Consider the following 13,406-nt stretch of genomic DNA (forward strand, 5'->3'; position numbering starts at 1 on the left):
AGAAGGGCGTGCGGTGATGAAGGCATACCTGGCGCAATTCCTCGTCGCCCTTCCGGCGATCTTCTTCGTCGTGGACCCCATCGGCGTGGTGCCGCTGTTCCTGGCGATGACGTCCGGCGACACGAAGGAGAAGATTCGCCGCACGGCGATGCGCGCGTGTCTGGTGGCGTGCGGGCTGATGACGTTCTTCGCCCTGTTCGGCACCATCATCTTCAAGGTGTTCGGCGTGTCGCTGGGGGCCTTCCGCGTCGCGGGCGGCATCCTCCTGCTCATCACCGCGTTGGACATGCTCCGCGCCCGGCCTTCCGCGACTCGCACCACGCCCACGGAGGAGCAGGAAGGCGCGGTGAAGGAAGACGTGGCCATCGTCCCGCTGGCCATTCCGCTCTTGTCCGGCCCCGGCGCCATCGCCACTGCCATGGTGCTGATGGCCCGAGGCAACTCCATGACCGCCACCCTGCCCGTGCTGGCGGCCATCATCCTCACCTTCGTGGCCAGCTACTTCATCCTGCGCGCCTCCGGCCTGGTGCAGCGGGTGCTGCGTCAGTCCGGGGTCGCCATCGTCGAGCGCGTCATGGGGCTCATCCTCGCCGCCATCGCCGTGCAGTTCATCGCGGACGGCGCCAAGGAGTTGATGAAGTAGCTCACTTGCCCGCGACCCACTGAGGGCCCGCGCGCTTCAGCGTGCCCTGGGGCGTGCCTTCCAGCGTGAGTTCGTCCGGACCGGAGCGGCGCGCGTCGTACGCGTAGCCCTCTCGCACTTCCTGCAGGTACACCACCACCGCGTCGAGGACGCTCTCCTGGACGACCTTGAAGGTGGCGTCGCCGCAGCGGGGTTCATCACCTTCGAAGAAGCGCTCCAGCATGGACTGCTCGGGGCGCCGCACGTACACCCGCACCGGGGTGGGCTCCTGCCGGCCCTGGGCGGCGATCTCCTCCACCACGCGCGACGGGGTCGGTTCCTTCAGCACGGATTGAATCAACGAGCACTTCTCCGCCTCCACCTCCCGCCTCACGGCGAGCGGCGCCTGATGCGCGCAGCCCGCCCCCGCCAGGAGCGTGACACCCACCACGCCCCAGGCCCACCGTTGGAATCGCTCCATCCCGTCGCCTCCTCGTTGCGTCGTCGCGTCCGCTACAGCTTCCGCCACCGCGGCGAGAAGGGCGCCCCGTCCAGCGTCGGGTCCTCCACCGCGATGATGTATTCGGCCCGGCGGTTGCCCGCCTCCGCCGTCTCGTCCGGAGTCCGCACCGCTGGCGACTCCTCCCCGAATCCCTCGTAGAAAATCGGAACCTTCAGCCCGCGCTGACGGAAGGCCGCGGCGATGCTCCGCGCCCGCTTGAGCGACAGCTCCCGGTTGTCCGCCGTGGCGCCCACCGTGTCCGTGTGCCCCAGGACGTACAGACGAACCGCCGCGAAGCGGCCGTATTTCGCCAGCGCCTCCGCGATCAACGCATGGCTCCTGTCCAGCTTGCCGCGCTCCGCTGCGGGAATGTCCGCGCGGCCCGAGGCGAAGCTCACCTCTTCGTGTGGAATGTCCACGCGCCAGGGAAAGAGGTCCACGCCCGTGTAGAAGTCCGATGTGTCGAAGGCTCGGAGGGAAATCTTCATCACCCGGCCCTCGGCGGGCGGCCAGCTCAACGAAAGCGGCGTGCCCGCCACCTCGCCCTTGAAGGGCACCTCGCCCTCGAAGGCCTTCTTTCCGGTGTCCATCAGCACCGTCAGCTCCACGTGGCCCGCGGGACGCGAGAGCTGGAAGCGAAGCTTGCGCCCCGCGACGTCCACGTCCTCCGGCCGCACGTCCAACCGCAGCGGCCCGTTGAGCTCCGTGTCGAGGGACAGCGGCATGCTGCCCGACTCGCCGTTGGGGAAGCGCACCACCAGCTCGCCTTCGTAATGAAAGCGGCCCTCGGGTTGCTCCAGCTCGATGCGCCGGGTGACACCCGGCTTCCCCCCGCCCTTCACCTCGACCACCTTCCCGTCGCCGCGCTTCAGCTTCACCTCGAAGCCCGCGATGGGCTCTTCGATGTGCACGAGCAATGCCGGGAGCTTCTCGCCCACCGCGGCCCGACCCTCCAGGGACACCCGGATGGCGTCCGCGAACGCGGGCAACGGGGTTGCGGCGACGAGACTGAGCACTAGCAGCAGGCGGGCATTCATGGCGCGGCGTCGACCTCCGGCGTCACGGGCCGCGCTGCAACAGCGGCCCGGATGGGTGGATTCCTCCGCGACAGGGTAGGCGGATGCTCCCTGCGAGCAAATGCTTCGCGAGCCAGACGCGAACAGCGCGACGGAATTCACCCGCGCGCGCCATGGACGCCGGCAGCCGGGGAGGCATGCTCCAGCTTCCTACCCGCTCTCCGGAGCCCGGCTCAGGGCACGCCGACGAGGGTGATGCCCGCGGCCCGCGCGCCCGCGAAGAGCTCCGGCGCGTCCAGCAGGACGGTGCGCCCCGCCTCCAGCGCCAGCACCTTCGCGCCCACTTCCTTCATCACTTCCAGCGTGCGGGGCCCGGCGGCGGGCAAATCAAAGCGCAGGTCCTGCTGCGGCTTGCAGCGCTTCACCACCACCGCGCCCGCACCACCCAGCAGACGACCTCCGCGACGGATGGCCTCGTCGGTGCCTTCCACGGCCTCCAGCGCCAGGACATGGCCCTGGTGCACCACCACCGTCTGGCCAACGTCCGCCTGCCCCAGCAGCACGGCGACCTCGCGCCCGAGCGCGACGTCCTGCTCCTGCGTCGCACTCAGGGGCGGTCCCGCCAGGTGTCCCGCTGGGCACAGCACCTCTCCCAGGAAGTCCGTGGGGGCGATGATGGTGATACCGCGCGACTCGAAGTCCGCGGCCACCGCGCGCAGGAGCGCGTCATCCCGGAAGCTGCGCAGGCGGGAGATGATGCGCATGGCGCCCAGGTCCGGACGCGCGTCCTTCAGCGCCTTCACCCGGCCGATGCCACCCGCCATGGCCGCCTGCTTCACGGCCGCGGCCTGGAAGGCCTTCTGGATGCGGTTCACCTGCCCCACGCGCACCCAGGTGAGCGAGGCGACCTCGGAGGCCAGCGCCGGGTCTGTCTCTCCCCGGTGCGCCACGGCCACCACCTCCAGGCCCCGAGCCCGCGCCGCGCGCGCGAAGAGGAGCGGAAGCTGGCCGTTGCCCGCGATGAGACCAATCTTGTCGACGACGGGAGGCTCGCGCTCCATGTCCACGGACTAGCGCGTCAGCCCGCGCTTGCTCTGCGCGATGAAGTCCACGAGGTGGTCGACCTCGGGGTGGCCCGCCAGCTCCGTGCGCAGCCGCGCCAGCGCTTCCTGGAGCCCCAGCTTGGAGCGGAACAGGATGCGGTGGGCTTCCTTGATGCGCTCGATCTGCTCCTTGGAGAAGCCGCCGCGCTCCAGGCCCACGGTGTTCAGGCCCACCAGCTCCGCCCGGTCCCCCTGCGCCGTGGCATACGGGGGAATGTCCATGGTCACCATGGCGCCGCCGGAGATGAAGGCGAACCTGCCCAGGCGGGTGAACTGGTGCACCGCCGCCAGGCCGCTGATGATGACGTGGTCCTCCATCGTCACGTGGCCCGCGAGCGCGGACCCGTTGCCGATGCGACAGCCGTCTCCCACGATGCAGTCGTGGGCCACATGGCTGTTGGCCATGAAGAGGTTGCCGTTGCCGACCCGCGTCGCGCCGCCGCCGCCCGCCGTGCCCTTGTGCAGGGTGACGAACTCGCGAATCGTGTTGTCGTCGCCGAGCGTGAGCTCGGTGTCCTCACCCGCGTACTTCAAGTCCTGCGGGTCCGCTCCCACCGAGGAGAACTGGAAGATGCGGTTGCGCGCGCCGAGCGTGGTGCGGCCCTCGATGACGACGTGGGGCCCCACGCGGGAGCCCTCGCCAATCGTCACCTGGGGACCAATGACCGAGAAGGGTCCCACCTCGACCGTGTCGTGCAGACGCGCATCGGGATGAACCACCGCGGAGGGATGAACCTGAGCCATGTCGTTTCCTCTGCCTCGCCAGCTCGCGGTCAGGACGCCGCGCCCTCTGCCGCTCCAGCGTCCTTGTTCTTGTCCACCACGGTGGCCAGGAACTCGCCTTCGGCGACCTTCACTCCATCCACGGTCGCCGTGCCCTTCGTCTTCCACACGGCGCCCTTGTGTCGCAGCACCTCGATGAGGAGCTGCAGCCTGTCTCCCGGCACCACCGGCTTGCGGAAGCGCGCCCCGTCCACGCCCATCAGGTAGGTCACCTTCTGGGTCGGGTCCATGTTCTCGCTCTTATACGCAAGGATGGCCGAAGCCTGGGCGAGCGCCTCCAGGATGAGCACACCCGGCATCACCGGGTGCCCCGGGAAGTGACCGTTGAAGAAGGGCTCGTTGATGGTGACGTTCTTGTAGGCCGTGATCTTCTGGCCCGGAACAATCTCCACCACCCGGTCAATCAGGAGGAACGGATACCGATGCGGCAGCAGGTTCTGGATTTCTCCGATGTCCATCACTCCCCCTTCGCCTTCTCGAGCTGCTCCACCCTGCGGCGCAGGGCCCGCATTTCCTTGAGCAAGTCCGCGACCTGCCCCGACGCCGCGCTGGCACGCAGCCACTCGCGGTGGGCAATCGCCGGACTGCCACTCACCACCTGACCATCCGGGACGTCATGGGCCACGCCGGACTGGGCGCCGACCTTGGCCAGGTCACCCACGCGGATATGGCCCACCACGCCCACCTGCCCGGCCAGCACCACGCCGGTGCCAATCTCCGCCGAGCCAGACACGCCCGCCTGCGCGCAGATGAGCGACATGGGCCCCACGCGCACGTTGTGGGCGATCTGCACCAGGTTGTCGAGCTTGCTGCCTCGCCCCACCACCGTCTCGCCCACCGTCGCGCGGTCGATGCAGGTGCAGGCGCCCACTTCGACGTCGTCCTCGATGCGGACGTTGCCGACCTGGGGAATCTTGAAGTGCTCGGGCCCCTCTTCGCCCTCGGGATTGAAGGCGAAGCCAAAGCCGTCCGCGCCCACCACGCTCGCCGCATGGAGGATGACGCGGGAGCCGATGACACAGCGCTCGCGCACCGTGACGTTGGGATGCAGGACGCTGTCCTCTCCCACCGTGGCGTGCTCCCCCAGATAGGCACCGGGATACAGCACGCTGCGCGCGCCCACCCGGGCGCCCGCTTCCACGCACGCGCCCGCCAACACCGTGGCCTCCGGATGGACGGTGGCCTCCGGATGGACCCACGCGCCAGGACGGATGCCGGGCGCGGGGCGGGTGGCCGGATGGAACAATCGCAGCAGCTTCGCGTAGGCGAGGTGCGGGTTGGACACACGCACCAGCGAAAGACCCTCGCGGGGCGGGGCGTCACCGCCGACCAGCACGGCCGAAGCCTTGGAGGCCTCGAACTGGCGGCGGTAGCGCGTGTTTCCGTAGAAGGACACGTCTCCCGGGCCGGCTTCTTCAAGCCCGTTGAGTCCGTGGATGAGCTGCTCAGGGTCACCGAGAAGCTCTCCCCCGACATGGGCGGCGAGCTCCCCGAGCCGTCGGGGTGCGGGGGAGGTCTTCACGTGGAGCCGATTACTTCGTCGGGGCGTCCTTCGCCGCCGTCGTCTTCGTCGTCTTCGAGCCGTTGTAGGCGCGAATCACTTCGTTGGAGATGTCGTACTGGGCCTTGGCGAAGACGATGCCCGAGTCACGCTTGTCCAACACCATGCCCAGGTCGTCCCGCTGGGCGATGGACGCCACCACCTGGTCGATCTTGTTGATGATGGGCTCCATCTCCTGGCGCTCCTTGGTGGCGGCCTCGCCGCGGCTCTTCTCCCACTTCTGGGCGAGCACCATCACCTTGCGCTGCAGGTCCGCTTCCTTCTGGGCGCGGACGTCGGGAGTCATCGCGCTGGACTGCTTGTCCAGCGTCTCCTTCTCCGTGCGCAGAGCGGTCTGCTCCTTGTCGATTTCCTTCTGCTTCTCCTCCAGCCACTTCTGGAGGCGGGCCTTGGCGGCCTTGCCGTCATCCACCTCGAGCAGGACGCGCTGGAGGTCCACGTAGGCGACCTTCAGGTCGGCGGCCGAGGCGGCCACCGGCAGGGCAAGCGACAGGACGGCGGCCATGGCCGCGACAGTGGTGCGAAGCGACATGTTCAACAGCTCCTCAGGGAAGGGTACAGGGTCCGACGTCAGACGCCCGGGCTTGTTCAACCCTTCCCGCCAGGGCGGGGCCGGGACGACGGACGATGGCTTATCAGAAGAAGTTGCCGATAGTGAACTCGAACAGAATCCGGTCGTCTTCCGGCCGCCTGGTCAGCGGGATGCCCCACTCGAAGCGCAGGGGACCAATCGGGCTGAACCAGCGGAAGCCAAAGCCCGCGGAGTGGAAGAGGCCGAGCGGCAGCTTGTCCTGTCGGTCCTGGAAGAACCGTTCGTTCGAGGCGAAAGCATTGCCCGCGTCATAGAAGAGCACGCCGCGCAGGCCGGCCTTCTCGAAGATGGGGAACTCGAGTTCGAAGTTGAAGACGAGCTGCTTGTTGCCGCCGACGAGGAAGTCCGTGACGGTGGCGTCCGGGTTGCTGGAGCGGGGCACCTTCACCGAGGGGCTGATGCTGCGCAGGTAGTAGCCGCGGACGCTGTTGATGCCACCCACGTAGTACAGCTCGGAGATGGGCAGCGGACTGTTCGAATCCAGCTGCTGGATGTAGCCGATGGTGGCGTTCGTCTTGAACACGAAGCCCAGCGGCATCGGGAAGTACAGGCGCGAGTAGGCCGTGTACCGGTTGAAGAGGAACGTGCCGCCCATGAAGTCCGGCGCCAGCTCCACCGAGCCGTAGTGGATGAAGCCGCGCGAGGGGAACAGGCGGTTGTCTCGGCGGTCGAACGACAGCGAGAGCCGGGCCGCGCTGGTGGTGCCGGAGAGGAACTGGTTGGCCAGGAGCACGGCGCCCAGGTTCGAGCCCGCCTCCACGTTCACCCACTCACGGGTGTAGCCGACCGTGCCGAGCAGGTCGTCGATGAACTGGTAGCCGATGGAGATGGTGCCACCGGTGGAGTTGCGGATGAAGCCGTCGTAGTCGGCCTGGACTCGGAAGAACTCCGCGGACAGCAGGTAGTTGGTGTCCAGGAAGTACGGGTCATAGAACGACAGCTGCACCAGGGAGCGCAGGCCGGAGATCTGCGCGGACGCGGAGACGCTCTGGCCCCAGCCCAGGAAGTTGTTCTGGGAGATCTGCGCCGTGAAGATGAAGTTCTCCACGTTGGAGAAGCCGAGGCCGACCTGGAAGGTACCGGTGGCCTTCTCCTTCACCTCCACGTGCAGGACGATGGTGTCGTCCGTGCTGCCCGCGCTCTGAGTGATTTCCACCGTCTCGAAGAAGCCCAGCGCGGTGACGCGCTCCTTGCTGCGGCGCACACCGGTGCCGCTGTAGAGTTCGCCTTCGTACACACGCAGCTCGCGGCGGATGACCTTGTCGCGCGTCTTGCTGTTGCCGACGACGTCGATGCGCTCGATGGTGACCTGGGGGCCCTTCTGCACGTCGAAGGTCAGGTCCACCGTGCGGTTGTCCGCGTTGACGCTGGTGACGGGGTTGATGTTCGCGTACGCGTAGCCCCGGTCGAAGTAGATGTCCGACACGCCGACGATGTCCTGCGACAACTGCGAGCGGTTGAAGCGCTGGCCCGGCGTCGACTTCATCAGCTCGGCCATCTTCTCCTTCGACACGTCGGAGAGCAGGTCGCCAGAGAAGTCGATCTTCCCGATGTCGTAGGGCTCACCCTCGACGATGCGCAGGGTGATGTAGATGTAGCGCTTGTCCGCGGACAGCTGGACGGTGGGCTTGTCGATCTTGACGTTGATGAAACCGCGGTCGTAGTAGGCGATCTGGATGACGGCCAGGTCGCGCTGGAAGGCCTCTTCGCGGTAGGTGCCCTCGCCCGTGAAGAAGGACAAGAAGCCTCCCTCGCGGGTGATCATCGTCTCCTTGAGCACCGACGCGGGGACCTTCTCCGCGCCAATCAAGGTGATCTGCTTCACCATCACCTTGGCGTGCTCGTTGATGATGATGATGACGTCCACGCTGTTGTTAGCGCCGCCCTCGTTGGGCTTGATCTGGTACGTCACCTCCGCGAGGAAGAAGCCCTTCTCCACGTACTTGGCCTGGATCTTCTTCACCGTGCTGCGCACGGTCTCCAGCTCCAGGATGGTGTTGGGCTTGACCTCGATTTCCTCCTTCAGGTCGTCCCGGCTGAGCTCCTCGTTGCCCTTGAGCGTCACCAGGCGGACGATGGGCCGCTCCTCGACGCGGACGACGTAGGCGACGCCGCGCGGAAGCCGCTGCACGAGCAGCTCCACGTTCTGGAAGTACCCCAGGGCCCACACGGCCCGGAGGTCCTCGGCGCTGCGGGCGGACGCCAGGGACTGGCCGACCTTGGTGCGCAACGCGCGGCGGATGGCCTCGGCCTCCACGCGCTTGTTTCCTTCGACGCGAACCTCCACCACCCGGTTGAGGTCATCCTCGGACGCGGGGGCGGCGTCAGCGGGGGCGGCGTCGACAGGGGCGTCCTGAGGACGTTCAGAGGCGGGGGCAGGGGTGCTCGGAACCGGGGCCGCGGAAGGCGCACCCCCGTTCACCTGCGCCTGGACGGAGCCAGGCACGAGCGACCACAGGACGACCGCTAGCAGCGGGAGCAGTGACTTGCGGGACAGAACGGGGTGCCTCAAGGGGAGACCGGCCAGAGAAAGGCGGGGCAATGTACGGGAAGGGGCGCGACGCCCTCAATCCAAAAGCGCGGAGCCATCAAGCCTCCGACACCTGCCCGCCAGCCAGCCGCAGGCGGCGGGGCATGGAACGGGCGAGCGTCTCATTGTGGGTGACGACCACGGCGGTGATGCCCAACTCCCGATTGACGTCTCTCAGGAGCTGGTGGATGCCCTCGCCCGTCGCCGGGTCCAGGTTTCCGGTCGGCTCGTCGGCGAGCAGGACCGCGGGTTTGAGAACCAGGGCGCGGGCCAGGGCCACCCGCTGGGCTTCACCACCGGACAGTTCCCCTGGCCTGTGGTCCACCCGCTGACCCAATCCCACCCGCTCCAGGAGTTCCCGGGCATAACCGTAGGCCCCGGAGCGCTCCCGGCGCTGGATGAGGGCCGGCATGGCCACGTTCTCCAGGGCGGTGAACTCCGGCAGCAGGTAGTGGCTCTGGAAGACGAAGCCCATGGTGCGGTTGCGGAACTCGGCGATCTCCGCGTCGTTCATGTCGAACACGGAGCGGCCATCGAAGAAGACCTCGCCGGCGGCGGGGGCGTCCAGGGTGCCCAGCACGTGAAGGAAGGTGCTCTTCCCCGCGCCGGAGGCTCCCACCAGCGAGACGAGCTCCCCCTTGCCGATATCGAGCGACACCGCACGCAGCACGTCAATGCGCTTGCCGTGCAGGAAGTAGCTCTTGAAGACGTTGCGGATGGACAACAGCGTCATGGCTACTCCGCCTTGAGCCCTTCCACCGGTTCCACGCTGCTCGCCTTGAGGGCCGGGTAGATGGACGCCAGGTAGGTGACGAGCACCGCGATGACGACAGCCAGCGCGGTCTGCAAAGGTTCGATGCGCACCGGCAGCGCGGGAATGTAATAGACCTCCGGGTCCAGCTTGATGCCGACCTTCTCGATGAAGAGACACCAGGCAAGGCCGGAGAACAGGCCCAGCAGGCCTCCGGCGACGCCAATCTGGAGCCCTTCCGCGAGGAAGATCTTCACGATGCCGCCATCGGGGACACCGAGCGCCTTGAGGACGGAGATCTCCTTGCGCTTCTCCAGCACCAGCATGATGACCGTGGCGACGATGAGGCCCGCGGCGACGATGATGATGATGGAGAGGATGATGCCCATCACCAGCTTCTCCAGGCGCAGCGCGGAGAAGAGGTTCTTGTTCATCTCGCCCCAGTCGCGGGCGCGGTAGGGGTACCCACCGAGCAGCTTCACCACCTGGCCGGAGATGCGCCGGGCATCGTCGATGTCGAGCACCTTCAGCTCGATGCCGGACGCGCCCTGGATGTTGAAGAAGTCCTGCGCTTCCTTGAGCAGGATGTAGACGAACTTGGAGTCGTACTCGTACATCCCCGAGTAGAAGACGGCCGCCACGCGGAAGGCCCGGTTCTTGGGGATGGGCCCCGTGGGTCCCAGCTCCGTGCCCAGGGGCGACACCACGTTCACCCGGTCGCCCACGACCACGCGCAGGGACGCGGCCAGTTCGCGGCCGATGACGATGCCGGGCAGCACGGGCGGCTTCGTCGGCTTGCCGGAACGGCGGATGATGTCGTCTCCGCCCTCCTCCCCTGCCCCGCCCCCCTCGGGCGTCTCCGACTCTTCCTCGTCCAGTCCGCGCGAGAGGATCTTCTCCGGCGTGTAGAGGATGTCGAGCGAGCCGTTGCCGAGGATGTTGCGGGGCAGGTCCGTGACCTCGCCCACCGTGGCCGGGTCGATGCCCTTGATGATGACGCCGTCGACGTTGCCCTCGGAGGCAATCATCACCTGGTTGATGATGAACGGCGTCTGCCCAGCGATGCCGGGCACCTTGCGGATGGACTCCATCACCTTGGAGTACTCAGGAAGGTCGCCGGCATACCGCGTCACCACCGCGTGCGCGTTGGTGCCCAGAATCTTCTTCTGGAGGTCCGCCTCGAAGCCGCTCATCACCGACAGGACGATGATGAGGGCCATGACGCCCACGCCCACGCCGCCCACCGACAGCGCGGTCATCATCATGGTGGGCGACTGCTCGCGCAGCTTCAGCGAGTGCAGCGCCTCCGACGCGGCCAACGGGTCCGACAGGCCCAGCGCGCGGATGCGGGTGCGCTCCACCGCGGCCTCGGCGGCGCGGATGATGAAGTACACGAGCAAGGGCGGGATGATGCCGAACATCAGCACCGCCAGCGTCCCCAGCAGCAGCGACGGGCGGAAGACGGCCACGTGGCGGCGGGCGACGAACAGCTCGAAGCCCAGCTTCAGGTCCACGCGCCCACTGCCGGCGGCGACGAAGCCCGTGTTGATGCCCAGCACCAACGCCAGCACCAGGCCGGTGAAGGTCAGCCAGTACGCCAGCTCGGGGCGGCCGAGCAGGCTCGCCACGTACGTCACCTCGCGCAGCCGGTAGCCCAGTTGGAGCTGGAGCCACGGAATCCGCTCCATCAAGGTGAGCAGGAGGGGGACGGGCAGCCCCAGGTAGAGGACGCCGATGGTGGCTTCCGGCAGCGACAGCCGCTGCGCGCGAGACGCCCCCACGAAGCCGGAGATGAAGGCCACCGCGGCGGCAATCACCAGGGAGATGGCGAACGCCCCGGTGGGAGGCAGCGACAGCCCTCCGCCCGAGTCCTTCGCCGCGCTCAGGTCCGAGGAGGGCACGCCACTGGACAGCACCGTCTGGAGGAGGACGAGGACCAGCTCCGCGAGCAGGATGCCGCCGCCGTAGGCCCCCAGCGTGCTCCAGTAGAAGTCCCGGTAGCGCGCCAGACGCGGGTACAGCGGAGCCCCGGCCGCGAGGCTCGGGCCCTCCGTCGTCGCCGGCGCGCGCTGGGTCCCCAGCGCGACCAGTCCCCAGCCCAGCAACCAGATGAGCGTGCCGGAGACGAGCGACCAGGACCCGGCGGGCGGCAGCGAGTCCTTCACCGCGGCATGCACCGGCAGGAGGGAGGCCCCGTTGATGGCCTGGAGCACCCCGCCCCAGCCGAAGAGGGACAACCCCAGCGCGGAGCTCACCTCCGCCCAGGCGCCGGACGCGGAGATGGACCACCCGAGCAGGATGAATCCGACCAGGGCCACGAGGGCCCCGGCCCAGAGGAGAATCCAGCGGTGGACGGTCTGCCGTTCTGCCGAGTGCACTTGGCCTCCTGGCTACTTCGCCAGTGGCTTGAGGAGGGGGAACAGGATGACGTCGCGGATGCTCTGAGAGTCCGTGAACAGCATCGCGAGACGATCAATCCCGATGCCTTCGCCCGCCGTGGGAGGCATGCCGTGCTCGAGTGCCCGGATGTAGTCCTCGTCGTAGTCCATCGTCTCCTGCTGTCCGCGCTGCTTGGCGTCGAGCTGGGCCTGGAAGCGGCCCTTCTGGTCCAGCGGGTCGTTCAGCTCGGAGAAGGCGTTCGCGATTTCCCGCCCCGCCACATACAGCTCGAACCGGTCCGCGATTTCCGGATTCTGGTCGTTCCTGCGGGCCAGCGGGGAGACGGCGGTGGGGAAATGGGTGATGAAGGTGGGATGAATCAGGGTGTGCTCGACGTGGGCCTCGAAGAGGGCGCCCACCAGCTCCCCGTGGTTCATCGTATCAATCGCGCGCCGCTCGGACTCGCCATGCGACGTCTTGAGCAGCTCGTGGCGCAGCTTGTCGGCGTCCGCCATGTCCTTGTCGGAGAGCGTCCCGCCGCCCACGGCCTCGCGGATGGCCTCCACCATGGAGATGCGCTTCCAGCCCTTGCCGAAGTCCAGCACATGCTCGCCGTACTTCACCTTGGTGTCGCCGGTGACGGCCCTGGCCGCCTCGGAGATCATCTCCTCGCTCAGGTCCATCAGGTCCTCGTACGTGGCGTACGCCTGATAGAACTCGAGCATGGTGAACTCGGGGTTGTGCCGGGTGCTGACGCCCTCGTTGCGGAAGTTCCGGTTCACCTCGTAGACGCGCTCCAGGCCGCCCACCACCAGTCGCTTCAGGTACAGCTCTGGAGCGATGCGCATGTACAGGTCGATGTCGAGCGCGTTGTGGTGCGTGGAGAACGGCCGCGCCGCGGCACCCGACACCAGCGGGTGCATCATGGGCGTCTCCACCTCGATGAAGTCACGGCCGTCGAGGAAGGAGCGGATGAAGCGGACGAGCTTGTTGCGCCGGAGGAAGGTCTGCTTCACGTCCGGGTTGGACACGAGGTCCAGGTAGCGCTGGCGGTAGCGGATCTCCACGTCCGTCAGGCCGTGCCACTTCTCCGGCAGGGGCCGCAGGGACTTGGTGAGCGGCGCGAACTTCGTCGCCGCCAGCGTCAGCTCGCCCGTCTTCGAGCGGAACAGCGTGCCGGTGACGCCCAGGAAGTCGCCCAAGTCACACAGCTTGAAGACCTCGTAGCCTTCCGCGAGCGCGTCCTTCTTCATGTGGACCTGGATTTCGCCGGAGCGATCTCTCAGCTTGATGAAGGCGGCCTTGCCAAACGAGCGCATCGCCACGAGCCGACCCGCGACGTCGTAGGAGACGGGGGTCTGCTCCAGTGCTTCGGGGGTGTCATCAGCGTGTTTCGCGAGGATGTCGGCCGCGAGGTGCTGGGGGCGGTGGCCATTGCCGTAAGGGTTGAAGCCGGCCTCACGCCATTTCGCGGCCTTCTCCAGCCGCTGGTCGTAGATTTCCTGCTCCTTCGAGCCCAGTTCGTTGTTCTGGTCGTCAGCCATCGCGCGCCCTTCCAAGAGGCGCG

Annotated in this window: 12 protein-coding genes; 1 reads left to right on the forward strand and 11 read right to left on the reverse strand. The window is 67.5% G+C overall.

Translation table 11 applies throughout. From position 1 onward, the window contains the following. Positions 1–16 precede the first annotated feature (16 nt). Positions 17–643: a MarC family protein gene (locus HUA78_RS42675; protein ID WP_141648311.1), complete on the forward strand. Its 627-nt coding sequence runs from the start codon at positions 17–19 to the stop codon at positions 641–643. A gap of 1 nt (position 644) precedes the next feature. On the opposite strand, the gene HUA78_RS42680 is transcribed toward HUA78_RS42675, so the two are convergent. The 11 genes from HUA78_RS42680 to lysS form a co-directional block, all read right to left on the reverse strand. After that, positions 645–1,103, reverse strand: a complete 459-nt coding sequence (locus HUA78_RS42680) for a hypothetical protein (protein WP_174458857.1) — start codon at positions 1,101–1,103, stop codon at positions 645–647. Positions 1,104–1,135: 32 nt separating this feature from the next. Beyond that, the gene (locus HUA78_RS42685) at positions 1,136–2,161 is read right to left on the reverse strand and encodes an OmpA family protein (protein ID WP_174458858.1); all 1,026 of its coding nucleotides are present in this window, start codon (positions 2,159–2,161) and stop codon (positions 1,136–1,138) included. A gap of 212 nt (positions 2,162–2,373) precedes the next feature. Beyond that, on the reverse strand, positions 2,374–3,201 hold the full coding sequence (locus HUA78_RS42690; protein WP_174458859.1) for an LpxI family protein: 828 nt from the start codon (positions 3,199–3,201) through the stop codon (positions 2,374–2,376). 9 nt (positions 3,202–3,210) lie between these two features. Further along, entirely contained in the window at positions 3,211–3,987 is a 777-nt protein-coding gene (gene lpxA / locus HUA78_RS42695; protein WP_141648303.1) for an acyl-ACP--UDP-N-acetylglucosamine O-acyltransferase, read from the reverse strand. Between the two features lie 29 nt (positions 3,988–4,016). Beyond that, positions 4,017–4,484, reverse strand: a complete 468-nt coding sequence (gene fabZ, locus HUA78_RS42700) for a 3-hydroxyacyl-ACP dehydratase FabZ (RefSeq protein WP_141648302.1) — start codon at positions 4,482–4,484, stop codon at positions 4,017–4,019. Further along, complete coding sequence (gene lpxD, locus HUA78_RS42705; protein WP_141648301.1) at positions 4,484–5,548, reverse strand: UDP-3-O-(3-hydroxymyristoyl)glucosamine N-acyltransferase; 1,065 nt, start codon at positions 5,546–5,548, stop codon at positions 4,484–4,486. Before lpxD ends, fabZ begins: the two co-directional genes overlap by 1 nt. Before the next feature lie 10 nt (positions 5,549–5,558). Further along, the gene (locus HUA78_RS42710; protein ID WP_141648300.1) at positions 5,559–6,119 is read right to left on the reverse strand and encodes an OmpH family outer membrane protein; all 561 of its coding nucleotides are present in this window, start codon (positions 6,117–6,119) and stop codon (positions 5,559–5,561) included. Between the two features lie 103 nt (positions 6,120–6,222). After that, positions 6,223–8,691 carry an outer membrane protein assembly factor BamA gene (bamA, locus tag HUA78_RS42715; protein WP_254614766.1) on the reverse strand — a complete coding sequence of 823 codons (2,469 nt, stop codon included), beginning with the start codon at positions 8,689–8,691 and terminating at the stop codon, positions 6,223–6,225. A 76-nt stretch (positions 8,692–8,767) separates the two neighbouring features. After that, positions 8,768–9,442, reverse strand: a complete 675-nt coding sequence (locus HUA78_RS42720; protein WP_141647327.1) for an ABC transporter ATP-binding protein — start codon at positions 9,440–9,442, stop codon at positions 8,768–8,770. Positions 9,443–9,444: 2 nt separating this feature from the next. Next, positions 9,445–11,838, reverse strand: coding sequence for an ABC transporter permease (locus HUA78_RS42725; RefSeq protein WP_174458861.1), 2,394 nt, complete (start codon positions 11,836–11,838; stop codon positions 9,445–9,447). 12 nt (positions 11,839–11,850) lie between these two features. Beyond that, positions 11,851–13,383 carry a lysine--tRNA ligase gene (gene lysS / locus HUA78_RS42730; protein WP_174478831.1) on the reverse strand — a complete coding sequence of 511 codons (1,533 nt, stop codon included), beginning with the start codon at positions 13,381–13,383 and terminating at the stop codon, positions 11,851–11,853. Positions 13,384–13,406: the final 23 nt, after the last annotated feature.

The sequence above is a fragment of the Myxococcus sp. CA033 genome (assembly GCF_013336625.1).
Lineage (GTDB): Bacteria > Myxococcota > Myxococcia > Myxococcales > Myxococcaceae > Myxococcus > Myxococcus llanfairpwllgwyngyllgogerychwyrndrobwllllantysiliogogogochensis.